Origin of the sequence: Paraburkholderia sp. GV068 (genome assembly GCF_003058125.1) — a bacterium.
In the GTDB taxonomy this organism is placed as follows: Bacteria; Pseudomonadota; Gammaproteobacteria; order Burkholderiales; family Burkholderiaceae; genus Paraburkholderia; species Paraburkholderia graminis.
The window spans coordinates 146,609-172,304 of the sequence record NZ_QBUB01000007.1; the positions used below are offsets into that span (position 1 = coordinate 146,609).

Annotated in this window: 25 protein-coding genes; 4 read left to right on the top strand and 21 right to left on the bottom strand. The window is 63.0% G+C overall.

All coding sequences use genetic code 11. The features are described from left to right. Positions 1–42 precede the first annotated feature (42 nt). The 10 genes from C8K18_RS33320 to C8K18_RS16510 all read right to left on the bottom strand — a co-directional run bounded on the left by C8K18_RS33320 (position 43) and on the right by C8K18_RS16510 (position 11,121). Complete coding sequence (locus C8K18_RS33320; protein ID WP_006051066.1) at positions 43–210, bottom strand: hypothetical protein; 168 nt, start codon at positions 208–210, stop codon at positions 43–45. Between the two features lie 48 nt (positions 211–258). Further along, entirely contained in the window at positions 259–456 is a 198-nt protein-coding gene (locus tag C8K18_RS16470) for a hypothetical protein (protein WP_006051067.1), read from the bottom strand. A 463-nt stretch (positions 457–919) separates the two neighbouring features. Beyond that, on the bottom strand, positions 920–1,123 hold the full coding sequence (locus C8K18_RS16475; protein ID WP_107708347.1) for a hypothetical protein: 204 nt from the start codon (positions 1,121–1,123) through the stop codon (positions 920–922). 36 nt (positions 1,124–1,159) lie between these two features. Further along, positions 1,160–4,009, bottom strand: coding sequence for a nitrate reductase (locus C8K18_RS16480; protein ID WP_107708349.1), 2,850 nt, complete (start codon positions 4,007–4,009; stop codon positions 1,160–1,162). Between the two features lie 13 nt (positions 4,010–4,022). After that, positions 4,023–5,312 carry an NAD(P)/FAD-dependent oxidoreductase gene (locus C8K18_RS16485; RefSeq protein ID WP_053857937.1) on the bottom strand — a complete coding sequence of 430 codons (1,290 nt, stop codon included), beginning with the start codon at positions 5,310–5,312 and terminating at the stop codon, positions 4,023–4,025. Further along, positions 5,309–5,656, bottom strand: coding sequence for a nitrite reductase small subunit NirD (gene nirD / locus C8K18_RS16490; RefSeq protein WP_107708508.1), 348 nt, complete (start codon positions 5,654–5,656; stop codon positions 5,309–5,311). Before nirD ends, C8K18_RS16485 begins: the two co-directional genes overlap by 4 nt. Positions 5,657–6,052: 396 nt before the next feature. Continuing rightward, a complete protein-coding gene (locus tag C8K18_RS16495) occupies positions 6,053–6,433 on the bottom strand; it encodes a DUF3579 domain-containing protein (protein WP_029969264.1) in 381 nt (126 codons plus the stop codon). A 6-nt stretch (positions 6,434–6,439) separates the two neighbouring features. After that, positions 6,440–7,825 carry a sigma-54 dependent transcriptional regulator gene (locus C8K18_RS16500; protein WP_029969263.1) on the bottom strand — a complete coding sequence of 462 codons (1,386 nt, stop codon included), beginning with the start codon at positions 7,823–7,825 and terminating at the stop codon, positions 6,440–6,442. Next, a complete protein-coding gene (locus C8K18_RS16505; RefSeq protein WP_244230981.1) occupies positions 7,815–9,755 on the bottom strand; it encodes an ATP-binding protein in 1,941 nt (646 codons plus the stop codon). Before C8K18_RS16505 ends, C8K18_RS16500 begins: the two co-directional genes overlap by 11 nt. Then, complete coding sequence (locus tag C8K18_RS16510; RefSeq protein WP_107708350.1) at positions 9,745–11,121, bottom strand: 2-hydroxycarboxylate transporter family protein; 1,377 nt, start codon at positions 11,119–11,121, stop codon at positions 9,745–9,747. Before C8K18_RS16510 ends, C8K18_RS16505 begins: the two co-directional genes overlap by 11 nt. A 596-nt stretch (positions 11,122–11,717) precedes the next feature. On the opposite strand from C8K18_RS16510, the gene C8K18_RS16515 reads away from it, so the two are divergent. Continuing rightward, positions 11,718–12,725, top strand: a complete 1,008-nt coding sequence (locus C8K18_RS16515) for a sulfonate ABC transporter substrate-binding protein (protein ID WP_006051076.1) — start codon at positions 11,718–11,720, stop codon at positions 12,723–12,725. 62 nt (positions 12,726–12,787) lie between these two features. Here the strand turns inward: C8K18_RS16515 and C8K18_RS16520 are convergent, their stop codons facing one another. The 10 genes from C8K18_RS16520 to C8K18_RS16565 all read right to left on the bottom strand — a co-directional run bounded on the left by C8K18_RS16520 (position 12,788) and on the right by C8K18_RS16565 (position 22,507). Further along, the gene (locus tag C8K18_RS16520) at positions 12,788–13,261 is read right to left on the bottom strand and encodes a VOC family protein (RefSeq protein WP_107708352.1); all 474 of its coding nucleotides are present in this window, start codon (positions 13,259–13,261) and stop codon (positions 12,788–12,790) included. Positions 13,262–13,545: 284 nt separating this feature from the next. Continuing rightward, entirely contained in the window at positions 13,546–13,971 is a 426-nt protein-coding gene (locus tag C8K18_RS16525; protein WP_006051078.1) for an organic hydroperoxide resistance protein, read from the bottom strand. Between the two features lie 183 nt (positions 13,972–14,154). After that, positions 14,155–14,721 carry a TetR/AcrR family transcriptional regulator gene (locus C8K18_RS16530; protein WP_107708354.1) on the bottom strand — a complete coding sequence of 189 codons (567 nt, stop codon included), beginning with the start codon at positions 14,719–14,721 and terminating at the stop codon, positions 14,155–14,157. A 128-nt stretch (positions 14,722–14,849) separates the two neighbouring features. After that, positions 14,850–15,116, bottom strand: a complete 267-nt coding sequence (locus C8K18_RS16535; RefSeq protein WP_029969256.1) for a hypothetical protein — start codon at positions 15,114–15,116, stop codon at positions 14,850–14,852. Positions 15,117–15,195: 79 nt separating this feature from the next. Next, positions 15,196–16,038: an IclR family transcriptional regulator gene (locus C8K18_RS16540; protein WP_107708356.1), complete on the bottom strand. Its 843-nt coding sequence runs from the start codon at positions 16,036–16,038 to the stop codon at positions 15,196–15,198. A 70-nt stretch (positions 16,039–16,108) separates the two neighbouring features. Then, entirely contained in the window at positions 16,109–17,650 is a 1,542-nt protein-coding gene (locus C8K18_RS16545) for an AMP-binding protein (protein WP_107708357.1), read from the bottom strand. A gap of 26 nt (positions 17,651–17,676) precedes the next feature. After that, on the bottom strand, positions 17,677–19,458 hold the full coding sequence (locus tag C8K18_RS16550) for an ABC transporter permease subunit (RefSeq protein WP_107708359.1): 1,782 nt from the start codon (positions 19,456–19,458) through the stop codon (positions 17,677–17,679). A gap of 11 nt (positions 19,459–19,469) precedes the next feature. Continuing rightward, positions 19,470–20,570 (bottom strand): ABC transporter ATP-binding protein, encoded by a 1,101-nt coding sequence (locus tag C8K18_RS16555; protein WP_107708361.1) that lies wholly within the window; start codon positions 20,568–20,570, stop codon positions 19,470–19,472. A gap of 9 nt (positions 20,571–20,579) precedes the next feature. Next, on the bottom strand, positions 20,580–21,641 hold the full coding sequence (locus C8K18_RS16560; protein ID WP_107708362.1) for an ABC transporter substrate-binding protein: 1,062 nt from the start codon (positions 21,639–21,641) through the stop codon (positions 20,580–20,582). A 104-nt stretch (positions 21,642–21,745) separates the two neighbouring features. Next, entirely contained in the window at positions 21,746–22,507 is a 762-nt protein-coding gene (locus C8K18_RS16565; protein WP_006053145.1) for an enoyl-CoA hydratase/isomerase family protein, read from the bottom strand. Between the two features lie 614 nt (positions 22,508–23,121). Between C8K18_RS16565 and C8K18_RS33730 the strand changes: the two genes are divergently transcribed. The 3 genes from C8K18_RS33730 (at position 23,122) to C8K18_RS16585 (ending at position 24,699) form a co-directional block, all read left to right on the top strand. After that, a complete protein-coding gene (locus tag C8K18_RS33730) occupies positions 23,122–23,316 on the top strand; it encodes a hypothetical protein (protein WP_006053146.1) in 195 nt (64 codons plus the stop codon). 229 nt (positions 23,317–23,545) lie between these two features. Then, positions 23,546–23,953, top strand: a complete 408-nt coding sequence (locus C8K18_RS16580; protein WP_029969247.1) for a hypothetical protein — start codon at positions 23,546–23,548, stop codon at positions 23,951–23,953. 119 nt (positions 23,954–24,072) lie between these two features. Beyond that, a complete protein-coding gene (locus tag C8K18_RS16585; protein ID WP_107708366.1) occupies positions 24,073–24,699 on the top strand; it encodes a dihydrofolate reductase family protein in 627 nt (208 codons plus the stop codon). A gap of 34 nt (positions 24,700–24,733) precedes the next feature. On the opposite strand, the gene C8K18_RS16590 is transcribed toward C8K18_RS16585, so the two are convergent. Beyond that, positions 24,734–25,636, bottom strand: coding sequence for a LysR substrate-binding domain-containing protein (locus C8K18_RS16590; RefSeq protein WP_029969244.1), 903 nt, complete (start codon positions 25,634–25,636; stop codon positions 24,734–24,736). Between the last annotated feature and the right edge of the window lie 60 nt (positions 25,637–25,696).

Sequence of the window (25,696 nt, forward strand, 5' to 3'; positions counted from 1 at the left end):
CGGCGCGTGCCTGCATACGTCACGTCGGGGCTGGCCGCGTTGTCAGTGGCGATGCTGATGATGCCGCAACCAGTTCCACACGGGCGCGTGGTCGAGTTGGCGCAGCAATTGTGCGCGGCGATGCTCCCGCCGATAGTGGCCGACCGCGAAGATGATGCCTATCGCGAGCACCGCGCAGCCCATTACGATGCTTACCAGTTGTTCGTCCATGACTACTTTCTCGTCAATATTTCGATGCAACGATGAGAGGTTCGCCGCCTAGCGTTTGCGCGCCACCGCGTTGAGCATGGAATGACCTGCACAAGTGACATGCAGGCGCTGGTGTCCGGAAGCGAGGTCTTCGAGTGCGACGAGTTGCCGTTCAAGCAGCGTGTCGAGTTCTTCGCGACACATATCGATCTGATCCGGAGCAGCCTTGACCAACATGAGGGTGGCAAACTCCTTGGGGCTTAGCATAGTTGTCTCTCTCCAATGTTCTATTAATGCAGACGGAAGAATCAATTACCGGCCGGTCTATCTGAAAAGATAAAATGGCGGGAAGTCTTTCCGCTTTATATTGTTTGCGGCAGCGATGCGCCGGGGAAATAATTGTAAACTGAAATGATGCAATTCCGCCGCATGAATAAATGGATCGGCGTGGGGGGGCCGATAGCGATGGTTTAAACATATGATATGCAATCGGCGACCAGGCGGGCACGCGGTGGATCGGGATAGGGCGACCGGGTGATTGAACGTTTGAAGCTGAAAACGGCTATTTTATTTTTAATTCGCCCGCTTTCATTAAAACTTCTTAAAACGGGTTATCAGCTATCGTGCATTTCGCGAATCGCGAATTAAATCGCCGCATTCGAATTACGCGAATTTTTTACGCCGCTATGGCGAGTTAATAGCCGCGCATGACGCGCGCGACCACTATCCGTTATCGCGGCACGATCCTCGGCCGACGCGAACGTGCGGCACGCCACGGGCCGCGCAAGCGCGCCGGACGAGGATTGGCCGCATGCCGTTGTTGCAGGCCGCCTTCGCCTTGCACCGACGACATCGCGATACCCGCGTCGTGCTCGTCGTTGAATCCGCGGGCCGAGTCGATCGCGCGCAGCATCGTTTGCAGTTTTTTCAGCATCGCAGAAGAGGTTCCTCGTTAGGCCCACTCAAGCACTCAAGCCGCATTAAGCCGCGCCAGCTCCGTATCGACCAGGAGCTTCTTCAACTCCGGCACGCACGAGCCGCAGTTGCCGCCCGCCTTCAGACACGCGGTGATGTCGGCGGCGCTCTTCAGGCCGTGCTCGCGTATCGCCGTGCATATCGTATTGCGCCCGACGCCGAAGCACGAACAGATGGTCGGCCCCGTATCGGCGCCCTTGCCGATCGACTGGCCGGAGAGCACGCCGATGCGGTCCGCGTCGTCGAGCTTGCCCTTTGCAAAGAGGCTCGCGAGCCATTCGCGCGCCGGCAGGTCCGGACGCGCCGAGAGAAACACGCAGTTCTCGATGCGATCGTCGACGAGATGCACCGCGCGATAAACGCCTGCCGCGCGATCCTCGTATTCGAGCCAATCGGCGTGTGCATCGTCGACACAGAAGAGCGCACGCGCCCACGCGCCGCGATCGCCCTCCTCTCCAGGCGGATTGCGGCCGGCCAGTTCATAGCGCACGAACTGCGTGCCCTGCACGCGCGTCCAGTACGTGACGCCGTCGAGAACCGGCGCGCGGCGGCTCAGCGAAAAGCCATGCCACGCGACATGAAACTTGTCGACGCGCACGGGCGTGTGCTTGAACTCGGGCTCGCCGGAAACCGGATCGACCGACGGATTCACCACGGCCCCGACGCGCGCGTCGGACGCCACCTGATCGTTCCAGTGAATCGGCACGAACACGCTGCCGCGCGGCATGCCGCCGCCGTATTGCACGCGCGCGACCATCGCGCCCCAACGGCTCGACACTCGCGCGAGGTCGCCTTCGCGCACGCCGCACAACAACGCATCCTGTGGATGCATGTCGACGAACGCCTCGGTCACATGGCCCGCGAGTTTTTCGGACCTGCCCGTGCGGGTCATCGTGTGCCACTGGTCGCGCACGCGGCCCGTGTTGAGCGTCAGCGGATAGTCGTCGTCGGGCGCATTCGCGGGCGCGCGCGGCGGCGTGGCGATGAAACGCGCGCGGCCGTCCGCGTGGCTAAAGCGGCGATCGTCGAAAAGACGCGCGGTGCCGGGTGCGGCCGTGTCGCTGGCCGTGTCGCTGGCCGTGTCGCTGGCCGTGTTGTTATTGGCGCGTACGGGCCATTGAACAGGCTGCAACGATGAGTAGCCGTCGCTGCCGAGGCCCACCAGCCCCGCCAGATTGAACGCGCGACGCACGCTGTCGCCGTGTTGGCTATGCGATTGGCTTTCGCTCTCGCTCTCGCCGTTGCGCCATGCGCTCAACCGCGCATGCTCGTCGAAGATCTCCTGCTGGCTCGCGAATTCGAAGCCCGCATAGCCCATGCGCTTTGCCACATCGCAGATGATTTGCCAGTCCGCGCGCGCCTCGCCCGGCGCGGGCAAGAACGCGCGCTGACGCGAAATCCTGCGCTCCGAATTCGTGACGGTGCCGTCCTTCTCGCCCCAGCCGAGCGCCGGCAACAGCACATGAGCGAACACATTGGTGTCCGTGCGCTCGACAATGTCGGAGCTGACCACCAGTTCGCAACGCGCGAGCGCGCGCTTTGCCTGATCGCCGTCGGGCAGGCTCACGACCGGATTCGTGCCCATGATCCACACGGCCTTGACGCGTCCTTCCTCGATCGCCTCGAACAGCTCGACTGCTTTGAGCCCCGCGCGCGATGCAATAACCGGCGCGCCCCAGAATTGCTGAACGAGTTCGCGATGCTTTGCATCGTCGAGTTCGAGATGCGCGGCGAGCGTGTTCGCGAGACCGCCGACCTCGCGCCCGCCCATCGCATTCGGCTGTCCGGTGAAAGAGAACGGCCCCATTCCCGGCTTGCCGATGCGCCCCGTCAGCAAATGGCAATTGATGATGCTGTTGACCTTGTCGGTGCCCGCGCTCGATTGATTGACGCCTTGCGAATAGACCGTCACGACGCGCTCGGTGCGCGCGAACAGGCGGTAAAACTCGAGCAGATCGTGCGGATCGACCTTGCACGCCTTCGCGCATTGGGCGAGATCGAAGGCCGCTGTCGTGCCCGATACTTCACCCTCAGAAGCAGCGGCCAGTGCCTGCGCAAAACCGTTGGTATGCGCATCGACGAACTGCGCGTCGATCGCACCATGCTCCGCGAGAAAACTGAGCAGCCCGTTGAAAAGCCGCACGTCGCTGCCGGCGCTCAACGGCAGATGCAGATCGGCCATCTCGCACGTCGCGGTATAGCGCGGATCGATCACGACCACTTTCATGTCGGGCCGCGCTTCCTTGATCTTGACGATCCGCTGGAACAGGATCGGATGACACCACGCCGTGTTCGAACCAACCAGCACGACGAGATCGGCGAGTTCGAGATCTTCGTAGCACACCGGCACCACGTCTTCGCCGAAAGCCCGCTTGTGTCCCGCAACGGAAGACGACATGCAGAGCCGCGAATTCGTATCGATGTTCGCGCTGCCGACGTAGCCTTTCATCAGCTTGTTCGCGACGTAGTAGTCCTCGGTCAGCAACTGGCCCGATACGTAGAGCGCGACCGCATCCGGCCCGTGTTCGTCGACGATCCGGCGAAAGCCGTCCGCGACCGCATCGATTGCTTCGTCCCACGAAACATCGCGCAACGCGCCGCTCGCGCGCTCGCGCATCTTCGGATGAAGCAGCCGTCCGTCGAGCCCGATCGTTTCGCCGAGCGCCGAGCCTTTCACGCACAGGCGTCCAAAGTTCGCGGGATGCTGTTCGTCGCCGGCAATGTCATGGCCGCCGTCGGGGCGCGCTCGCGCGCGCACGCCGCAACCGACGCCGCAATACGGACAGGTGGTTCTGACAGCATCGCCGCTGCCGGACGTGCTCGAAATAGCGATGGGAAAACTCACGGTGTGTTCCAGGTCAGGCTGCCTGCGTCTCGCAGAGGGCTTTGCCGAACAGCAACTGGCTGCGCAGCGAGGAAATGTCGGTCCGGTTCTGGATCAGCTCGAAGTACCACGCGCCTTCGTTGACGTCGCCATACAGCACGGCGCCGATCACGCGGTTCTCTTCGATCACGAGGCGCTTGTAGACGCCGCGCCGCGGATCGCGCAGCACGAGGTCTTCGCTGTCCGGGCCGCCGATGAAGTCGCCGGCCGAATACAGTTCGACGCCGGTGACCTTGAGCTTGGTGGCAGTCGCGCGCTGCACGTAGCGGCGATGGCCCGCGCCCGCGAGATGCGCGCCGCACACGCGCGCCTGATCCCAGATCGGCGCGACGAGGCCGAAGGTCGCCGTGCGGTGCTGCACGCATTCGCCGACCGCGTAGACGCGCGGATCGTAGGTCTGCAACGTATCGTCGACGACAATCGCGCGCTCGCAATGCAGCCCCGCCTGTTTCGCGAGGTCGATGTTCGGGCGCACGCCGGCCGTCATCACGACGAGGTCCGCGGGAATCTGCGTGCCGTCGGCGAAACGCACGGCGCTCACACGATCCGGTCCGACGATCTCCGCGGTGTTCGCCTTCAGCAGGAAACGCAGGCCCTTGCGCTCGAGCGCCTGTTGCAGCAGGACCGACGCGCTGCGGTCGAGTTGGCGCTCCATCAGGCTGTCCATCACATGCACGACGGTTACCGACATGCCCTGGCGCATGAGTCCGTTGGCGGCCTCGAGCCCGAGCAATCCGCCGCCGATCACCACGGCATGCCGATGATTGCGCGCCGCCTCGAGCATTGTTTCGACATCCTGAATGTCACGAAATGCGATTACGCCAGGCAGATCGTGGCCCGGCACCGGAATCAGGAAAGGCTTCGATCCCGTCGCGATCAGCAGACGGTCATAGCCGACTTCCACGCCGCCTTGCGAACGCACGACGCGGCGCCTGCGGTCGATCGCGATCACCGGGTCGCCCGCATAGAGGCGAATGCCGTTCTCGTCATACCAGTCGCGCGTATTGAGGATGATGTCGTCGACCGTCTTTTCGCCCGCGAGCACCGGCGACAGCAGAATGCGGTTGTAGTTGCCGTACGGCTCGGCGCCGAACACGGTGATGTCGTACAGATCCGGCGCGAGCTTCAGCAGCTCTTCGACGGTGCGCATGCCGGCCATGCCGTTGCCGATCACCACGAGCCGCGGGCGCGCGGGCGCGGCGTGGGAGGCGTGTGACGCGTGCGAGGCGCCTCCCGACAACTGTGCGTCGATCTCGTGTCTCATGCCGCGACCCACACCTTGCCGCTTTCCACCCGCACCGGATACGCGCTGACCGAATTCTCGGGCGCTTCGAGGCACTCGCCGGTGCGCAGATCGAAGTGATGCTTGTAGATCGGCGAGGCCACGACGATGCGCTCGCCGAGGCTGCCGATCAGCCCGCGCGACAGCACGGCCGCGCGCGAGCCCGGGTCGAAGTTGTCGATGGCGTACACGCCGCCCTCACCGTCCGTGACGTGAAATACGGCGACCTGTCCGCCGTTGACGAGCGCGCAGACGCCCGTATTCGGAACGATGTCGTCGAGCGTGCAAACAGGCGTCCAGGTTTGCGGCAAGCGGTCGTGACTCATGGCGGAGTTCCTCTCGGCAACGTTCATGACAAAGGCTTCCTTCATTTGCGATGCGGTACGCGGCATGATGTGTCCGGCAATAAAAAAGCGTCCCGCGGATGCAATCGCCAGTGCGACTGTATTCGGGGGACGCCGTTGTCCAAAACGAGTGATCTAAAACAGAGTGCGTGCTGCAGATGAGCCGGATCGCCTTTGATCCGCAGCCACGTTAAATGCAAGGCTCATGCCATTAGGCGAGAACGCCGCGAAGGCCCCGCGCGGTGGGCTTCTGGCGAGTATTGGAGCGCGCGCCGTGCGCCGTGGGCTGGCGCATTCCGATGCATGAACGCGCGATGATGGTGCGGCGCAGCACCTTGGGCGTGCAACGCTGCCTGGCCGATTGGGCCATGCTCCGGGTCAGCAACGCGACGTTGTAGAAGCCTCGGACGCAAGAACATCCGGCGAAGCGAGCCTCTGCGCGCGACGCACATCGACCGGCAGATCATTGTCTTTCGCGAAGCGCATCACGAAGTCGAATGCGTCGGCACAGACTGCGCGCAGTTCGTCGGAAACGAAAAAGCATTTGATCCCGGCGTCGATCACAGGCATCGCGAGACGCGTGCACGCGATATGAATGCCCGGCCGCTTTTCGCCGACGAAAAGCGTGATGACGCCGGCAAGACGCTCGGGCCAGTCGCCTGGCCGAAAGGTCTTCTGCGAATGCGTGATGCCCTTGATCAGATAGCCCTGAATCGCCCCTTCAATCGGCTCTTGTGTAGTCAGAGGTAGACGGTCCATGCGGGTCTACTCGCCTCCCGATGACGACCGGTCGACGTCGCTCTCGTCGCCCGGCACATCGCGAGCGGCGATCTTGAGTTGCCGGAGCTTGTGATACAGCGTCTTTTTCGGCATGCCGAGCTCGACGCTGGCTTCCGCGACGTTGCCGTTGTGACGCCGCAGCATGTCTTCAATCAGCATGCGCTCGAAGTACGCAAGCTGTTCGCCGAGCGTGCCGCCCTTGCTTGCGTTGCCGCCGGGCGTCAGCAGACTATCGCCGGTTAGTCCGAGCACGAAGCGGTCGGCGACGTTCTGCAACTCGCGCACGTTGCCGCGCCACGAATGCGTCATTAGCTCGGAAAGCTGCGACGCCGATACGATCGGCGCGGGCTGCCCGAAACGGCGCGCGGCCGCGAGCACGAAATGCTCGAACAGCAAGGGCACGTCCTCGCGCCGTTCGCGCAACGGCGGCAATTCGATCTGCGCGACGTTCAGGCGATACAGCAGGTCCGCGCGAAACTGGCCCTCGGTGGAAAGCTGCATGAGGTCGGCCTTGGACGCCGCAACGATCCGGCAATCCACCGATATAGGTTCGTTTGCGCCGAGACGCTCCACGGTGCGTTCCTGCAGCACGCGCAGCATCTTGATCTGCAAGGACACCGGCATGGTTTCGATTTCGTCGAGAAAAAGCGTGCCGCCATGCGCCCATTCGATTTTGCCGATGCGCTTTTTGATCGCACCGGTGAAGGCGCCCGCTTCATGCCCGAACAGCTCGCTTTCGAAAATCTGTTCCGGCAAGCCGCCGCAGTTCAGCGCGACGAAATGCTTGTCGCGTCGCGCGCCGAACTCGTGCAGGCTGCGTGCGATCAACTCCTTGCCCGTGCCGGTCTCGCCGGTGATGAGCACCGACACCGACGTATCCGCCAGACGCAGGATCTTCTTGCGCACCTCGGCGATGGCGGGCGACTTGCCGAGTACGAGCGCCTCGATGCCTTGCCAGTTATCGAGCGCGGCGCGCAAGCCCTGCACTTCGAGCGTGAGGCGGCGCTTTTCGACGGCGCGCGCCACGCGCCGCGCAATATGGTCCGACGAGAACGGCTTTTCGATGAAGTCGTACGCGCCCACCTGCATCGCGCCGACGGCGGTGGAAATATCCGCGTGTCCGCTGATCAGAACGACCGGGATTTGCGGGTCGATCGCCATGACCTTGTCGAGCAATTGCAAGCCGTCGATGCCCGGCATTCTCACGTCGGATACGATCACGAGCGGCGCGCCGGGCGCGACTTCGGCGAGCGCATCGGCCGCACCCGCGTAAGCGGACACGGGCAGGCCCGCGAGCTCGACGGCCTGCTGGACACCGAAGCGCACGTTCTCGTCGTCCTCTACCACGAGAACGCGAATTTCATCTCCCATCGACAACTCCCTTCGCTGACGCAAACTCGATATTGAAGCGCGCGCCGCCTTCATCGCGATTGACGGCGGAAATTTTCGCGCCGAATGCTTCGACGATACGCGACGTGATCGCGAGGCCAAGCCCGAGGCCGTGGCCTCGCGGCTTCGTCGTGACGAACGGCTCGAACAGATGCTCGAGCACTTCGGGCGCGATGCCGGTGCCGCTGTCGGCAATCGAGAACAGCACGCGGCCATTGTCGGCGGACTCGGTTGCTTCGAGCGTAATCACGCGCTGCTCCTGTTCGCGGACCGCGTCGAGCGCATTGCCGAGCAGATTGACGATCACCTGTTGCAACTGGCTCGCCTCCGCACATACCAGCGTGCCCGGCGCCATTCGCACGTCGACTTGCACGGCCTCGTCGCGGATTCGCGCGTCGTAAATGAGCCGCGCATGCGCCACCGCTTCGTTGAGCGACACGGCCACGCGCTCGACAACCGGCTTGCGCGCAAACGCTTTCAATTCGCCGGTGAGCGTGGCCATGTTGTCGACGAGACGCGACACGCGCTCAAGATTCGTGATCGCGTGCGCCGGCTGATCGCGTTCGAAAAACGTGCGCGCGTTATCGCACAGCGTGCGGATCGCGACGAGCGGCTGACTCAGCTCGTGCGTGAGACCCGCAGCCATCTGGCCGAGCACCGCGAGCTTGCCCGCATGCACGACTTCCTGCTGTGACTCGCGCAAGCGCTCTTCAGTCCGTTTGCGCTCGGCGATCTCCTGCTGCATCCGTTCGTTCGTTTGCGTGAGCGCCGCGGTACGTTGCGCGACGGTCGCCTCGAGTTCATCGTTGGCGCGGCGCAATGCGTCCTGCGCTTTCAGCTTCTCCGCAATCGTGCGACGGCGCTGCACCGCGTAAAGCGCATAGAGACCGGCGATCAGAAAGCCGCCCGTCACGAAACCGAGCGCAAGCTCCTGCTGACGCCGCGCGCCCGCGACGTCGAGCAGCACCATGATCGAGTCGCCCGCTTGTGGCGCGGGCCGCGACATCGCGAGATAACGCGTGGTGTGACCGGGGCGGCGCGGGTCAGGAAAGCGGCCGAGCCACGCGCTTGCGCCCCACTCGCCGATGCGCCGATATTGAAGCGGCTCCACGAGGCGGCCCGCGTATTGCCGCGACGCCTGAATCTCGCGCTGCTGTTCCGAAGTGATGGGCCGCAGCGCGGTGAATTTCCACGCCGCCACCGTCGAGATGACGATCACGCCGTTGTGGTCGATGACCATCGCCGCCTCATTCGGCCGGCGCCACGCCGACTCGAGTTCGTCGACGCTGATCTTCACCGCCGCCGCGCCGATCGCCTTGCCGCCGTCGCGCACCGCGCTCGCGAAGTAAAGCCCCGGAATGCCGGTATTGGTGCCGATGCCGAAGAAGCGCCCGCTGCCGCGCGCGAGTGCATCCTTGAAGTAAGGCCGGTACGACACGTTAGTCCCGACGAAGCTCAGCGGCTGGTTCCAGTTGCTCGCGGCGATCACCGAGCCTTGCAGATCGATCACGTCGACCGCGACGCTGCCCGCCTCCTGGTTCACCGCTTCGAGATACGTATTGACGCCCTGCACCAGCGCGGGCGACGCGTGCGGCCCGGCGTTGAGCAACGCACGCACGCTGTCCTGTCGCGCGACGATCGCGGGCATCATCTCGAAGCGCCCTAGTTCGCTTTTCAGGCTCGCGCCGTACAGGTCGAGCTGATGCGCGCCGGCCTCGGCGAGCGCGTCAATCGCGCGATTCCACGCGAGTTCGATTGCCGCCGCGGCCATGCCGGCATACAGCAGTGCCGCGATCGCCCACACCCACAGCGGTATCCCTCTTATTCTCACTTGATGTTCGACCTCGCGAATACCCGATGCCCGACGACGCCACGCGCGCGCCGCACCGGAACGCGACGCGTCAGACACCATGCGCGACCGCGATCAGCGTAACCGTGACGACGATCGCACCGCCGATGCGCGTGGCGATCTGCGCGAACGGCATGAGTTGCATGCGGTTGGCCGCGGTCAGGATCGCGACGTCGCCGGTGCCGCCCTGCCCGCTGTGACAGGCGTTCACGATCGCGGTGTCGATAGGGTACATCTTAAGCTTGCGGGCAACCAGAAAACCGGTGCCCATCAGCGTCGCCACCGTCGCGACGATCGTCACGATATTGGCGATGGTGAAGGCGGCCATCAGCTTGTCCCACGGCGTCATCGCGACGCCGATGGCGAACAGCAGCGGATACGTGACCGCGGTCGAGAAGAACTTGTAGACGACGAACGCGCCTTCCTGCAATTGCGGCGACACGGCGCGCGCGAGCTTGACCAACACGGCGAGAAACAGCATCGCGACCGGCGCGGGCAAGCCGAACAGATTGCGGCACATCAGGCCGAGCAGATACAGCGTGATCGCGGTGATGCCGGCCGCCGCGATATGCGTGACGTCGATATGGCCGCGAATTTCTTCTTCGGCGGGCGCCATTTCGTCGGTCTCGCCGACTTGCAGACGTCCGTCGCCGGTGAGATGCGGAAAGCGCTTGCCGAGCATGTCGAGCGCACCCGACAGAACGATCGCGGTGAGGCTGCCGAGCATGACGGGCGGCAGCACTTGCGCGAACAACTCGCCCTGCGGCAAGTGCATGATTTCCGAATAGCCGATCGACAGCGGAATAGCGCCTTCACCGACACCGCCGGCCATGATCGGCACGACGATATACAAAAGCGTATGGCGCGCGCCGAGCCCGAATGCCGCGCCGACGGCAATGCCGACAATGGCCGCGGCCAGCGAGCCCAGCGCAAGCGGCACGAAGATCTTCACGAAGCCGCGGATCAGCACGCGCCGGTCCATGCTCAGAATGCTGCCGACGATAATCGACGCGATGAAGAGATACAGGAAGTTCGTCGACTTCGTGAACTCGGTCGTGAGATGAAGAATTGGCTTGGGCAGCACGTGGTAGTACGTGAGCGCCGACGGCACGAACGTCGCGCAGATTGCGGCCGCGCCGATGTTGCGCAGAAGAGGCAGACGCTTGCCCAGTTCGGCGCACGTGAAGCCGAAGAATGCGAGCACGGCGATTGCCATCGAAATTTCGCCCGGCATTTTGCCCGTCACCGCAAAGCCGACGATCAGCGCGAGGAGAATGAAATAGACCGGCAGCGGGATGATGCCGATGCGGTATTCCATCAGCTTCCACCAGCCTTCTGGCCAGAAGCGGGTCTTTTCGTTGGACAACGGCGCGGCGTCGAGCGCGGGCGTGGAACGCGAAGCGTCCTGGGTATGGGCGGGTGTGGACAAAACATGTCTCCTTGCTTTGGCGCGCCGCGGTGGCATGGCGGCGTCGCGTTTCGATGCGGATGTCGGCGCATCCGGCTGCGGCTCTTCGAGCCAGGTGCTGGATAAGCTCGGGGAAAACCCGGGCGATCCGTGGAAAATATTGTGGGAAGTGGGAAGCGATGCGCGCGGGTTAGCGCCGCGCGGGTCGATGAGAGTTGGGCTGGGTCATGAGTGTCTCCGTGAGGATCTCGAGTCTTGTGGATTGCGCTCTGGGCGCTCTTGTAGGGGTATAAGGCAAGGCCTATGCCAATGGCGGCCTGATTGCGGATATGTTTTAAGCCATTGATCTAGCGGGCTTTTTTGTGACGTGAGCGGACACCGCAAGCCCCGTGTTCCGAGACTTCAGAATTCGCCGCGGTGGGCAGGCTGAGAGTTCAGCCGTGAGCGTGTGGATGAGCGCGATCCTCTGACGAAAGGAGCGAGCGGCGCGAAGGCCATCTTCGATTGCGTGCTTTCGATATGCGCAAACATTGGTTGGATTTGCGCGGGCGTCGATTTAACGTCGCGAGTTCAACGCGCACCGTGCGCCGCATCTTTCACGCAGAGAGCAAAGACCGATGACCACACGCAAAGATTCGATCGATACACGCAGGCGCCGCCTTCTGCACGGCGCCGCAGCCGGTTTGACGGGCGCCGCGCTCGGCGGCGTACTCTCGCCTATCGCGCCGTTCACGGGCGGCTCCGCTCACGCGCAAGGCGACAGCAAGCGCATCCGCATCGGCTATCAGAAGTACGGCAACTTCGTCGTGCTGAAGGCGCGCGGCACGCTGGAAAAGCGGCTGGCAAGCGAAGGCGTCGCGGTGCAGTGGCTCGAATTTCCGGCCGGCCCGCAGTTGCTCGAAGGATTGAATGCCGGTGCCGTCGATGTCGGCACGGTCGGCGAAACGCCACCCATTTTTGCGCAGGCTGGCCGCGTGGACTTCGTTTATATCGGCAACGAGCCGCCCGCGCCGCGTGGCGAAGCGATCGTCGTCCCGCAGGATTCGCCGATTCGCACGGTGGCGCAATTGCGCGGCAAGAAGGTCGCCTTCAACAAAGGCTCGAATGTGCACTTCCTGCTCGTGAAGGCGCTGCAGCAGGCGGGACTGACGTACGCGGACATCGAGCCGGTCTACCTGACGCCCGCCGACGCGCGCGCCGCGTTCGTGCAAGGCAGCGTGCACGCGTGGGTGATCTGGGACCCGTACCTGGCCGCTATCGAACGGCAGGCGAATGCGCGCACCATCGCGAACGGCGACGGGCTCGTGCGCAATACGCAGTACTACGTCTCGGCGCGCAAGTTCGCGACGGCGCAACCGCGCCTGCTGAATGCGCTGCTCGAGGAAGTGAACGCCGTCGACAGTTGGGGACGCGACAACGTGGCCGAAGTGGCGAGCCTGCTGTCGCCGCTCGTGGGCCTCGACGCGGCCACGCTCGAAGTCGCGCTCAAGCGCACCGGCTACGGCGTACAGCCGATCACCGATGCAACCCTCGCCTATCAGCAGCAGATCGCCGACACGTTCAGCGCGCTGAAGCTGATTCCCGGCAAGCTGAGCGTGGTGGACGCGCGCTGGAAAACAAGCTGATTTGAGGATGTGCGTCCGCGCGCGCCGCATCGTGTGGCGCGCGACGCGCTGCACGTGTGAGACTACCCCGCCGTCCCGTTGTACGCTGCCCGCAGCGCCGCGACGTCGAACTTCACCATTTTCATCATCGCCTCGGCGGCGCGCCGGGCCTTCTCCGCGTCGGGGTCGCCCATCATGCCGATCACATCGTTCGGCGCGATCTGCCATGAGACGCCGAAGCGGTCTTTGAGCCAGCCGCATGCCTCGGGCACGCCGCCGCCTTCCAGAAACGCGTCCCAGTAACGGTCGATTTCCGCCTGATCGGCGCAATTGACCAGAAACGATACCGAGTGATTGAACGGGTCTTTGCCGCTCGAACTCATTGCGAGAAACGGCTGTCCGAACAGCACGAAGTCGACGACTTTCGTCGAGCCGGCGCTCGGCACCTCCGTGACGCGAACCACGCGCGAGTCCGGAAAGACGCTCGTGTAGAAAGCCGCGGCCTCTTCGGCCTCGTTCAAATACCAGAGAAACGGGGTGATCTTCTGAATCGTCATGGCGAGTCTCCTGTCAGGATCGGTCAACTGGCGGCCGAGCCGCATGCCGCTATTAGAACGACGAAGGAGGATCATCCGAATCGACACGACGGCAATAAAAAATTTTCGCCTGCCGTGCTTTCGATTTGACGTGCCAGCTTCGTCGTTGCATCCGGCCGATTATAGACAGCGGAGCACTGCGCGATGTTGATAGCGAGCCGGCATGATCGCCATGCACCAACCTTCATGCGGCGGCAAGGGGTTCGCCCTGGCCGCCGCTTGCGATCATGCCGTGAAGCGACGCATCAAACGATGGTCAGCGTCACGTCGATATTGCCGCGCGTTGCGTTCGAATACGGGCAAACGATATGCGCCTTGTCGACGAGCGCCTGAGCGGCGTCGCGCGGCATGCCCGGCAATGCGATCTTCAGTTCGACTTCGATGCCGAAACCGTTCGGAATTGCGCCGATACCCACGCTGCCGTCGATCGAAACATCCGCGGGAATCGCAATCTTGTCGCGCGCCGCGACGAATTTCATTGCGCCGAGGAAGCACGCGCTGTAGCCGGCCGCGAACAGTTGCTCGGGATTCGCGCCGTCGCCGCCTGCGCCGCCGAGTTCGCGCGGCGTGGTCAGCTTGAAGTCGAGCTTGCCTTCGGGGACGATGGCGCGGCCATCGCGGCCTCCGGTAGCGTGAGCATGAGCGCGATACAGAACTTTTTCGACCGACATGGTGAAGCTCCTTAGTGAACAGGTTTAAAGTCGCCTATCTATGTACAGATAGATGCGATTGCACAGTCAAACGGGTTTTATAAAACTACCACTTACATCATTCAAAGTCTATCTATCACAAGATAGACAACACACCGCAAAAAAAGACAGACGTGCTGCTTTCGGATATGCCCGCTTGACGTCTTACCGAGCTATCCTTACCGACGCCTCGACATCATCCAGCCGGGCCTTGGTATTGAATAACCGGCTCGCCAACACGCTACCTTGAAACGCCGCGAAGAGCGCGCGCGCCGCGTTCTCAGGCTTGCCATTTACCGCCAGCGTACCCGCTTTCGAGCCTTCCGCGAGCACCTTCGCGAGCCACTTCTCGTTCGCCTTGAAGAATGCCTGCACCGCTTGCCGAATATTGTCCGGCAATGTTTCGATGTCCGACGCCAGCATGCCGCACAGGCAGATCTGGTGCCCGTCGCCCAGCGTGCGGCCGAACAGCTTGGTGTACTTGCCGAGCCTGGCCTCAGCGGGCAACGATTCGTCAATCCCTTTCAACGTGTTGAACACTTCGTTGCTATAGGCGTTCACCGCTTCGAGAACGAGGTCGTCTTTCGACGGGAAATAGTAATGAATGCTCGACGTCTTGACGCCGACCAGGCTCGACAGGTCCCGATAGCTAAAGCCGTTATAGCCGCGCATCATGATAAGCGTGATGGCGTGCTCGAGAATCTGTTCGCGCACTGAAGTCGTCGTGTCCATGAACCGAACTCTATCTACCTGCAGATAGATTGTCAAGCACGATTGAATCGGCGGACAGCGTTGCCCGATTGGCATCGGCGAATGGTGTCGCGCGCGGCGACGTGACCGCCGCCGCGCTCTACCCTGCGCTACTGCTTGACCTCGCCAGTCCGCGGCGGCGCCGACGCGCCTTCCGGCGACATGGCATTCGCCCGCTTGTCCATCAGCGTGCCCGGCTTGTTGCCTGGCGCGCCGACGTCCGCCGGCTTATCCACGGCCTGCCCTGCCTGTCCTGGCTGAATCTGTTTTCCGCTTTGCGTACCGCTGTTCGCCGGCGCGTTACCGCTTTGTTGCGAGTAAGCCACGCTGCTCATGCAGACGATCAACGCGATGCCGGCAACCTTGAAGGTTCTCATGTCTGTCTCCCAGTTTCACGGCGCTTGCCGCTTTTTAGAAGCACAGCATGGAGCGTGCCGCGTGCGGAAGCAGGCGCGGTTATTCGATCCGCCGACGTGTGGAAATAGCCGAAGCGGTCGAAATCACGAGATCGGCGAAGCGTTTTTCGTCGCGATCGGCCTGCCAGCGCGAGCGCGCCACGGCGATATTCACCGCGCCGATGCCGCGTCCGTGCGCGTTCGTAATAGCCGCCGCCGTCGAAATATCGCTGACGAAGTACTCGTCTTCCGTATGCGCGTAGCCCTGCTTGCGGATCTGCACGATCCGCTCCTTGATCTTGCGCGGCTGACAAACCGTGGAAGCCGTATAAGCGACGAGATTCGTGCGCGACAGAATGTCGTCGATTTCGCCGTCGGGCAGCGTCGCAAGAATAGCGAGACCCGGCGCCGTGCAATACGCGGGCAGCCGCGAGCCGGTAATGACGTGCGCGTTGAATACATTGCGGCTGACGATGCGCAGCACGAACACAATGTCCGTATCGTCCAGCACCGTGAGGTTGGTCGCCTCTTCCGTCTCCGAGCCGAGTTGCTGCAGATAAGGCGTTGCGCGGCTCACCAGATCGTTCGACGTCAGATAGTGATAGGTGAAGTCGAGAAGCCGCGGCGAGAGTTCGTACTTGCGGCTGTCCGCGTCCTTGAAGAGATAGCCGAGCGCAGCGAGCGTGTAAGTAAAGCGCTGTGTCGCGCTCATGTCGAAGCCCGTGGACGCCGAGATCTCGGAGAGCGACAACTGACGCTTGCTGCCGTCGAACGCGGTGAGCACCTTCATCGCCTTCTCGACCGACTGCACGTAAAGCGGCGACGCGCTCGGGTCGGCTGCCTCCGCGGGCAGCTTTGCCTGCGAAGTGTTGCGCTTGCGTGCGGCTTTGGGCTCGTCGCTCATCACGTCAGTGTCTGTCTGGTTCGAACGGGAAATTATCGCATAGCCCTAACAATCCACCTCTATACGATAACTATTGCGTGACCGTCGCGAGACGGTCCCACGCGTCTTCGGTGTTGCGCGACAGCAGATGCTTCTTCACGCGCTCGCTCGCGGTCAACTCGAACGCGGAGACCGCGCGGTAATAGCGCGGCAACTGGAAGCTCGCAAGGCGCTCTTGCGCCCACGCGTGCAGCGCCGGCCACGCGACCGGCTCGTCCTTGAACTGGACGTTGAGCAGGATATCCTGCTCGCCGATTGCCGACGCGACGCCAATTGCCGCGCTGGCGCGAATCGCCGGATGCGCCGCAAAAATACGCTCGATTTCCCATGCGGACACGTTCTCGCCGCGCACGCGCATGCTGTCCGTCTGCCGGCCGATGAAGAACAGATCGCCGTCCGCATCGCGCCGCGCACGATCGCCGGTGTGAAGCCGCCCGTCGCGCAGCGCGGCTTTCGTCGCATCGGGATTGTTCAGATACGTCGGCAAAAACGTGCCCTCCACTTTGCTCGACAGCACGATCTCGCCGGCTTCGCCGTCTTGCACGCGCTGCCCGTTTTCGTCGAGTAACTCGATGTCGATCCACGGCAACGCGCGGCCGATCGAGCCCGGCTTTCCCGTGAGATTTGCGGTTGCGAAGCTCGAGCATTCGGTCATGCCGTAGCACTCGCGCAGCGAGACCTTGAGCCGCGCCTGAATCGCTTCCCACGACGCCGCGCTCACACCCGCGCCCCACGCGACGCGCAGCGTGTGCGCCGCCGGCTGCTCGCTCTCGGGCAACTGCATCAGAATGTCGAGCACGCCGCCGAGATAATGCAACTGAGTCGCGCCCGCGCGCTCGATCTGCGGCCAGAACTGCGATGCCGAAAAACGCGGCACCGCATGCAACGTCACGTTCTCGAGGAACGGCAGCAGCAGCATTTGCGCGCCGCCGATGTGACACAGGGGCTCCCACAGAAACAGCCGGTCGCCGTCGCGCACATCGGCGACACGCAGCGCCGCCTCGCTCGCGATGCGCATCATCCGGTGCGTGAAGACGACGCCCTTCGGCGCGCCCGTCGTGCCCGACGTGTAGATGATGCACAGCGGATCGTGCACGCCGATCGCGGGCGTCGCGAACGCCGCATGGGTGTCGCTTGCGTCGAACGCAGGCAGACGCGTGCGTTGCGCCGCGCCGCAATCGAGTTGCGCGGTCACCGCGTCGAATTCATCGTCGATCACGAAGAGCTTGGGCTGTGCATGTTGCAGCAGATATTCGAGGCCCGCTGCACGCAGCTTCGTGTTGACGGGCACCCACACAAGCCCGCTGACATGCAGCGCGTAAATCAGGTGAATGTGTTCGGGACTATTGCCGAGCATCGCGGCGACGCGATCGCCCTGTACGAGACCGCGTTCGCCGAACCAGCGCTGCAACTGCGCGACGTGCCGTGAAGCGTCTTCGCAGGTGATCGCGTGATCCTCGAAATGCACGACGGTGCGCGTGGGATCGCGGCGCAATCCTGCCGCGAGCAGCGGCACACAGTCGAGCTCGTCGTTGGCGTGCCGGTGAGCAAAATATTCTGGATAACGATGCATGTGTGAACCGGTTGAATGACCGAAAATTAGCGCGCCTTGCGCTTGAGCCAGGAAGAAACCGCGACGACCAGCGCGATCAGTATCACGAGCGTGGTCGACACGGCCGCGAGCGTCGGCGTGATGGCGAGCTGGATGTCGTCCCACATCTGCTTGGGCAACGTCGAGTTGATGCCGCCGGAGACGAAGATCGCGATAGTCAGGTCATCGAACGAAACGAGGAATGCGAACAGGAACGCGGCGGTCACGCTTGCCATGAGGAGCGGCAACACGATCGACGTGATGCGCCGCAACGGCGACGCGCCCATCACGCGCGCGGCGTCGTCGAGGCGCCAGTCGAAGCGCTGGAAGCCTGCGGCCAGCGTCACGACGACATAGGGAATAGCGAGCACGGTATGGCCGATCACGAGGCCGAGGTTCGTACCCGTCAGCCCAAAGCGCGCGAACAGATACAGCAAACCGACGGCCACCACGATACGCGGCACGATCAGCGGCGCGACCAGCAACGCGAATACGGGCTTGCTCACGCGGCGCGGCATGCGCGTCATCGCGAGCGTCGCGCCGAAGCCGAGCAGCAGCGACAGCAGCGCGGTGCCGAGACCCACTTCGAACGAACGGATCACTGCGCTTTGCCACACCGGCGAATCCATGAACGTGCCGAACCAGCGGATGCTGAAGAGCTTCGGCGGAAACGCGATGTAGTCGCTCTTCGTGAACGCATACGGGATCACGGACAGCACCGGCACCACCAGCACGAGCATCACGACACAGGTGTAAAAACCCAGCGGGCCGAGCGCGCGCGATGCTTCGCCGGCGTGCACCTTGCGGCGCATCGTCAGCGGTGCGAAGACGCGTCCCGCGGTCATCAGCAGCGCGAGCTTGAGCCCTTGCGCACGCGAGCCGCGTTGACGCTCGGCGACTTCGCCGGTCAGCGACGTGAGGCCCACCATCCGGTCGTAGATGAAGAAGATCACGATCGAGCAGACCAGCAGCACGGTCGAGAGCGCGCCGGCAAAGCGCATGTCGAAGAGTTCGAGCACCGACGAGATCACGAGTTGTGCGATCATCGTTTCCTTCGGCGAACCGAGAAGCGCGGGCACGATAAAGAAGCCGAGGCTCGAGATGAAGACGAGCAGACCCGCTGCCGCCACACCGGGCGACGACAGCGGCAGATAGACGGTAAAGAAACTCGTGCTGCGCTCCGCGCCGAGCGTTTCGGCGGCTTGCGTCAAACGGTCGTCGATGCCGCGCATGACGGGCAGCATCGTCATCACGGCGAGCGGCAGCATGGAATGCACCATGCCGATCAGCACGCCGGTCAGCGACGGAATCGTGCCGCTCGTCTCGCTCACGAGACCGAGCGATAGCGCGATGGTCGACAGTACGCCGGTCTTCGACAGCAGCAGCATCCACGCATACGTCTTCACGAGATAGCTGGTCCAGAACGGCAGCATCACCCACAGCAGCCAGCGTTCGCGGGCGCGCTCCGACAGACGGCTCAACAGATACGCGACCGGATAGCCGAGCACGATGGAAAGCGCCGCTGTCATGAACGAAATGGCGAAGGTGATCCATAAAACCTTCGCGTAAACCGGCGTGCGCGCGATGCGCTCGAACTGCGTGAGCCCGATCTGCCCGTCCGCGCCGACGAGCCCGCCTTGCAGAATCTCGCCAACCGGTACGATAAAGAACACGAGCAGAAACAGCAGCGTCGGCACGATAGGCAGAAAGCGCAGGCAGCGCGCGAGCCACATCGAACGGCCGCGCCGCGAGGCTTCGCTTTCGCGATGCGCGTGAAGAGCGATGGTCATTCCGATCCCTTTCAGCTATGCAGAAGCGTCGTGCGATACGGGTCCCACACGAGGCCCACCTTGTCGCCGATACGCGGGGACAGACTGCGTTCGCAACGCACGGTGAGCTCGCTGCCGTCGTTCATCGCGAGCTGCACGCGCGTATCGCTGCCGAAGAACACGACGTCCGCAATCGTGCCGTCGACAAAACCGCTGCGCGGCTCGACGAGACGCGGCGCTTCGGGCCGCACGAGCAGCGTGTGGCGCGCAGCGGAAGCCGCGCCCTTCCCGTTCGTCGCCTTCATCGTATTCATTGCGTTCATTGCGTTCATCGGCAATGGAATGCGGCCGCCGGCTGCGAGCAGGATCGGTTCGCCGCTCGCGCCGCGCGTGTCGTCGAGCGCGCCTTCGAGCAGATTCGAATGACCGATGAAGCCGGCCGCGAAACGCGTCGCGGGGCGGTCGTACAGATCGGCAGGCGTGCCCACCTGCTCGATGCGCGCCTGATTCATCAGGCAGATGCGGTCGGATAGCGTGAGCGCCTCGTCCTGATCGTGCGTGACGTACACGAACGTTGCGCCGAGCTCCTTATGCAAGCGACGAATTTCGCCCTGCATGTGCTCGCGCAATTTTTTGTCGAGTGCGCCGAGCGGCTCGTCGAGCAGAATCACCGACGGCCGGTAGGCGAAGCAACGCGCCAGCGCGATGCGCTGCTGCTGCCCGCCCGACAGTTCCTTCGGAAAGCGCTTCGCGTAGTCGGTCATGCGCACCATCGCGAGCGCGCTGTCCACAGCCGCGCGTACTTCGTCGCGCGACTTGCGGCGCATGCGCAAACCGTACGCGACGTTGTCCCACACGCTCATGTGCGGAAACAGCGCATAGCTCTGGAACACCATGCCGATGCCGCGCTTGCCCGGCTCGACGTGCGTGACGTCGCGCCCGTCGATTTCGATGCGGCCCGCGCTCGGCGCGACGAGCCCCGAGATCATCTGCAGCAGCGTCGTCTTGCCCGAACCCGAGGGACCGAGCAGCGTCAGGAATTCGCCTGCCTGCACGGCGAGATCCGTCGGTTCCAGCGCGAGAGCCTCGCCGTAGCGCTTCGCAATGCCTATCGCCTCGAGTTTGGAGCTCATCGTGCGTCCTTACGAAATGATCCACGAATTGAACCGTTCGGTGACTTTCTGGCGGTTCGCTTCCCACCATTGCGGACTCGGCAGCCGCATGTCGCGAAGATTGTCGGGCGCCGTGGGCAGCAACGTCGCACGCTCTTTCGAAATCGTCTCGAACGCTTTTTTGTTGGTCGGCCCGTAGGCGAGCGTGCGCGTGAGCAGCGCCTGGCGCTTCGCGTCGGCGCAAAAACGCACGAACTGCTTCGCCGCATCGGCACGCGGCGTGCCCTTCGGAATGCCCCAGCCTTCGATCGAATACAGCCCCTGATTCCACACGATCGTGACCGGCGCGCCCGCGTCTTTCGCGGCTTGCGCGCGGCCGTTCCATGTCGAGATCATGTCGACGTCGCCGCTCTGGATCGCCTGCATGGCCTGCGCGCCCGAGGTCCACCAGATGTTGACGTGCGGCTTGATCCTGTCGAGGCTCTTGAACGCGCGGTCGACGTCGAGCGGATAGAGCTTGTCGAGCGGCACGCCGTCGGCGAGCAGCGCCTGTTCGAGCGTGTCGAGCGGACTGCGACGCAGGCAGCGGCGGCCGGGGAATTTCTTCACGTCCCAGAAGTCGGCCCACGATTTCGGGCCGCCGTCCTTGAACTTGTCGGCGCGATACGCAAGCACCGTCGAATACACGTCGACGCCGAGCCAGTTCGGCGTGATCGCTTCGGGCATGAGCTCCGGATAATCGCTCGCTTTCAGGCCGATCGGTTCGAGCAGACCTTTTGCTTCGAGGTACGGAATATCGGCGGAGAGCGTCAGCGTGGTGACGTCCCACACGTAGTTCTTCGTCTGCACCATCGCCGCGAACTGGGCAACGGGCTGCGATTCGCGCGCGACGCTCACGACCTTGATGCCCGTCGCTTTCTCGAACGGATCGTAGAACGCTTCGCGATAGGCGGTCGTGTAGGGACCGCCCGGGTCCGACACCACGATCTGCTTGGCCTGCGCACGCGCGGCGAGCGGCAATGCGCTCGCCACGGCAAGCGCGCCCGCGCCGTGAAGGATGCGGCGGCGCGCCGCGCTGAAGTCTTGCGTCATTGTTCAGGTCTCCGCACTACGGTTGAGATTGGAACGGCTGACTTGCGGTTGCTGTGGGACGGGCCTGACTCGCAGGCCTGATTCGCGAGCCTCGCTCGCGGCGGCTACTTCGCGCGCTTGCTGAAGAACTCTTCCATCATGCGTGCAGGCTCGCCGGAGTCGTACGCTTCGCGCTGAATCCGCTCGCCCGCTTCGATGCAGTCGATGAACCCCGGCTCCGTCATTTCGCGAAAACGCTGCTTGTCGAGGCGCATCGCGACGGGCGGCTTCGCGGCGAGTTCGGTGGCGATTTCGAGTGCCTTGTCGAACACCTTGTCTTCGTCGACGAGGTGATGAATGAGGCCGATGCGATGGCACTCTTCCGCCTCCATCAAACGGCCGGTCAACGTGAGCTCGATAGTGCGCGACATGCCGAGCATCGCGTTCATGATCCACGGGCCCGTGGTGCTCGCGATGCCCGCGTTGATCTCCGGCTGCCCCATGCGCACGCCGGGATGCCCGACGCGAATGTCGCCGAGCAGCGCCACCTGAAATGCGGAGCCCGCAGCCGTGCCGTTCAGCGCCATGACGAGCGGCTTCGACAGGCTGCGCAGCGCCGTGTAGTAACGCTGCCATTCCTTGACCCACGCGACCGCGCGTTCGCCGTCGAAATCATGCGCTTCCGACAGGTCCTGGCCCGCCGAGAACGCGCGATTGCCCGCGCCCGTCATGATGATCGCCGCGACCTCCGGGTCACGGTTAAAGCGCTCGAGCGCGTCGATGATCGTCTCGCGCATCGGCGTCGTCCACGCGTTCAGGCGCTCGGGACGGTTCAGGGTGATGACCGCGACGCGGCCGTGATTCGAGAACAGCACGTCATTGCTCATGATTTATCGCATCGCAATAGTTGATGGTGTATAGCAATATAGGCGCGTCAAAATCATGATGCAACCGGGTTTACCAGAGAGATGGAGAGGTCGACGAAAACCGGGCGGGTGCGCGTGAAGCGCGGGCGCCGGGAGAGACTTAGTCGTGTTGCGAGGGGGAAGGCGCGCCGCCTGTCGTCAGGTCAAAGGCGTCTGACGAACGCAGAGACTTGCGACTGCGAGGCGCAAAGAAAAAAGCCGCAGACAAAGCTGCGGCCAAAAAACAAACACACACGCCGAACGTTTGGGAACGCTGACGCCTTACAAATCGTAGCCATGTTTACCCGCGCTGGAAATCGGGTATTTCGTATGAATGGTTAGCGTTGTGCCGTCAAATGCTTCCGGCGCGTGCTGTTCCCGCATGCGGCGTTTTGTGCAGGTCGCGAAAAAACAACGATCCACTCCGACGTCGGGCGCGGCGCGTCGAGCGGTCAGGCCGGAAGCTTGCTTTTGAACCTGCATTCATGACCGGGACGGCAAAACGCGAACCGGTCTTATCGATCACTGCAGGCCGACGAAATAGCAAGCGACGCGACGCTTTGCATTTCAGCGGCCACAGCGTGCACGAAACGCTGATGGGTCATACAAGCAGCGGACGGATCGAAGCGCCGCTCGTTCATCATACGTTCGAGACCACAGCGGAGATGATGCAAAAGCTCGATCTTTATACCGATCTCGCTTCGATCGATCTGCTCGACAGCAACGACCCGGCTGCGATGCTGTGGCTCAAGAGTTGCATCAGCCCGCTCGGCGCGTTCGTGAAGTGGTAGGTTCGCAAGGGGAAGATCCGCGACGGTCGCGTCGGTCTGATATTGGCGCTTTACGCTTGCGCTTATACGCGGCGCAAGTACCACAAAGCGCTGGCGCTGGCGCGGCGGCGTCGCGAGCGATGACGCACTTACTGGCAACGCTCGCAAGCGAAATGAAAAGTGCCCCGCCGATACTGGACCATGCCGCGCGATCCGTATCGCAGTGAGTGAAGACGACCGGGAGTGAGCCATGACGGTATCGATGAATGCGTGTTTCGAGGGTCCGGGCAGTTTGCGCGCGGGCACGATCGGGCTGACGCTGGCGCTCTTCGTGTCCAGCGCCGACGCCACGTCGAGTTGTCCGACGGTGATCACGACGCCCGCCGGCAGCGCGTTCGACGTCGCTTCGCTCATTTCGGACAACGGCTCGCCGCAAGCGGCGCTCGCGAAGCTGCGCACGATGTTGTCGAAGCTCGGCGGCGGCGCTCGCTGCAAGCTGCTGAGGGACGTGGTCGCGTGTAACGAAACCGTTGAGCTTGCAAAACGCGCGGCGGTCGCGCTCGAGGCATGCGCGGGGTCCGCGCCGCCAGGACCGAGCGTCGACCGGCGAGATCAGAAGCGTCCCGATCGACGCGAGTCCGCGGAATTGAGCCGATGAAGCGGTGAGGCAGCGCGGGGCTCGATCGACGGCGCAAGGATGTCGCCTGGTTGTCGATCGTGATACGACTCGCTCGTCGTATGGATGGGCCGATCCGGTCCGTCAACCTGGAGAACCCCATGCGCAAGCTCACTGTTTCGGCATTCATCAGTCTGGACGGCGTCATTCAGGCGCCCGGCGGTCCGCGCGAAGATCTCAGCGGCGACTTCCGCCTCGGCGGCTGGATCGTGCCGTATGGCGATGAAGCTATCGGCGGATATGTGCAGGAACTGCTCTCAGAGCCCTTCGAATTGCTGCTCGGACGTTGCACCTACGACATTTTCGCGGCGCATTGGCCGCAAGTGCCGGCTGGTTCGCCGAGTCGCGGCATCGCCGATCTGTTCAACAGCGTGCGCAAGCATGTGGCCACGCATCGGCCCAAGACGCTCGAGTGGCAAAACAGTCATGCGCTTGAGGGCGGTTTGGCCGATGCGCTGCGCGTGCTTAAACATGATGACGGTGCGGATCTCTTGACGTTTGGTAGTGCGAATATGGTTAGGCAATTGCTCGCTGCCGGTTTGGTGGATGAGCTGAGGTTGCTTGTGTATCCGGTGATACTTGGGCGGGGGAAGCGGCTTTTTGGTGATGACGCTGCGGCGTGCGCGTTCAGGCTGGTGCAGTCGGTGGGGACGTCGCGTGGGGTGATTATCACGCGGTATTTGCGCGACGGTGAGGTGCGGACTGGGGCGTTTGGGAAGGAAGGTTAGGTTGCTGGGCGGTTCTTGGGTACTTTGCGAAAGCTCATCTTTTATCGGAATGGCCGTCGTCGCCACCTGATCGCAACCAATCGACGAAATCCCTCATATGCACAGGCTTGTCGGCATCCAGCGGTACCAATGCAAAGTAAGTCGCTCCCTTCGAAGTCAGATCGGGAAACGGTTTTTGTAGACGCCCTGCAGTGCAATCGGCATCGAGCGTTGGGAACGGTCCGATACCAAAACCCAGGCCATCGACCACGGCCTGCAACGTCACAAAAAAGTGATCGAATCTCAAGGTACGACTGGCCCGGAGCGTGGGTTGACCGACGGCCTGGGTCCATCTCTCCCAATCGCTCGGACGCGATTCCGTGGTGAGCCATGTTTCGGCGGCAAGTTGTTCGACCGACGAGATTGTGGTTTGCGCGATCAGCGCCGGACTCGCGATCACCGTGTTGCGCTCCTCAAATAATGGCCACGCCTGATATTGCCCGGCTGCGGGTACTTCGCGACGAATCGCCAGATCGAAACTGCCACGCAGTGCGGAATCGGTCGTCAGCGTCGTGGAGACGCGCACATCCACATCCGGGCAGATCGCCGTGAACAACGGCAGGCGAGGAATCAGCCAGCGCATTGCGACCGTCGCCGCCGCGCTGACCCGGATCACTTTACGGTGCTGGCTCTTGCCATAGCGTTCCGCCGCGTCCGCAATGTGGTCGAAAGCCGCGCTGATTTCTCGGGCCAACGCTCGTGCATGCCCGGACGCGACCATGCTTTGCCCATCGCGCACGAACAGTGGCTGGCCGAGCCAGTCTTCAAGGATGGTGATATGACGGCTCACGGCGCCGTGCGTCAGGTTGAGCTCACGCGCGGCTGCGGAGTAGCTGCCCGCGCGCGCGGCGACTTCGAACACGCGCAGGGCGTTGAGTGGGGGAAGCTTCGATCGCATGTGTGAGTTTATTTAACGCAATCCGGACAATTTTGTCGGTTGTGTGAGTAGATTGATCAT

Coding starts and splice junctions, on each gene's coding strand:
- C8K18_RS33320 (WP_006051066.1), bottom strand. CDS start 210: ATGGACGAACAACTGGTAAGCATCGTAATGGGCTGCGCGGTGCTCGCG.
- C8K18_RS16470 (WP_006051067.1), bottom strand. CDS start 456: ATGCTAAGCCCCAAGGAGTTTGCCACCCTCATGTTGGTCAAGGCTGCT.
- C8K18_RS16475 (WP_107708347.1), bottom strand. CDS start 1,123: ATGCTGAAAAAACTGCAAACGATGCTGCGCGCGATCGACTCGGCCCGC.
- C8K18_RS16485 (WP_053857937.1), bottom strand. CDS start 5,312: ATGAGACACGAGATCGACGCACAGTTGTCGGGAGGCGCCTCGCACGCG.
- nirD (WP_107708508.1), bottom strand. CDS start 5,656: ATGAGTCACGACCGCTTGCCGCAAACCTGGACGCCTGTTTGCACGCTC.
- C8K18_RS16495 (WP_029969264.1), bottom strand. CDS start 6,433: ATGGACCGTCTACCTCTGACTACACAAGAGCCGATTGAAGGGGCGATT.
- C8K18_RS16500 (WP_029969263.1), bottom strand. CDS start 7,825: ATGGGAGATGAAATTCGCGTTCTCGTGGTAGAGGACGACGAGAACGTG.
- C8K18_RS16505 (WP_244230981.1), bottom strand. CDS start 9,755: ATGGTGTCTGACGCGTCGCGTTCCGGTGCGGCGCGCGCGTGGCGTCGT.
- C8K18_RS16515 (WP_006051076.1), top strand. CDS start 11,718: ATGACCACACGCAAAGATTCGATCGATACACGCAGGCGCCGCCTTCTG.
- C8K18_RS16520 (WP_107708352.1), bottom strand. CDS start 13,261: ATGACGATTCAGAAGATCACCCCGTTTCTCTGGTATTTGAACGAGGCC.
- C8K18_RS16525 (WP_006051078.1), bottom strand. CDS start 13,971: ATGTCGGTCGAAAAAGTTCTGTATCGCGCTCATGCTCACGCTACCGGA.
- C8K18_RS16530 (WP_107708354.1), bottom strand. CDS start 14,721: ATGGACACGACGACTTCAGTGCGCGAACAGATTCTCGAGCACGCCATC.
- C8K18_RS16535 (WP_029969256.1), bottom strand. CDS start 15,116: ATGAGAACCTTCAAGGTTGCCGGCATCGCGTTGATCGTCTGCATGAGC.
- C8K18_RS16540 (WP_107708356.1), bottom strand. CDS start 16,038: ATGAGCGACGAGCCCAAAGCCGCACGCAAGCGCAACACTTCGCAGGCA.
- C8K18_RS16545 (WP_107708357.1), bottom strand. CDS start 17,650: ATGCATCGTTATCCAGAATATTTTGCTCACCGGCACGCCAACGACGAG.
- C8K18_RS16550 (WP_107708359.1), bottom strand. CDS start 19,458: ATGACCATCGCTCTTCACGCGCATCGCGAAAGCGAAGCCTCGCGGCGC.
- C8K18_RS16555 (WP_107708361.1), bottom strand. CDS start 20,570: ATGAGCTCCAAACTCGAGGCGATAGGCATTGCGAAGCGCTACGGCGAG.
- C8K18_RS16560 (WP_107708362.1), bottom strand. CDS start 21,641: ATGACGCAAGACTTCAGCGCGGCGCGCCGCCGCATCCTTCACGGCGCG.
- C8K18_RS16565 (WP_006053145.1), bottom strand. CDS start 22,507: ATGAGCAATGACGTGCTGTTCTCGAATCACGGCCGCGTCGCGGTCATC.
- C8K18_RS33730 (WP_006053146.1), top strand. CDS start 23,122: ATGGGTCATACAAGCAGCGGACGGATCGAAGCGCCGCTCGTTCATCAT.
- C8K18_RS16580 (WP_029969247.1), top strand. CDS start 23,546: ATGACGGTATCGATGAATGCGTGTTTCGAGGGTCCGGGCAGTTTGCGC.
- C8K18_RS16585 (WP_107708366.1), top strand. CDS start 24,073: ATGCGCAAGCTCACTGTTTCGGCATTCATCAGTCTGGACGGCGTCATT.
- C8K18_RS16590 (WP_029969244.1), bottom strand. CDS start 25,636: ATGCGATCGAAGCTTCCCCCACTCAACGCCCTGCGCGTGTTCGAAGTC.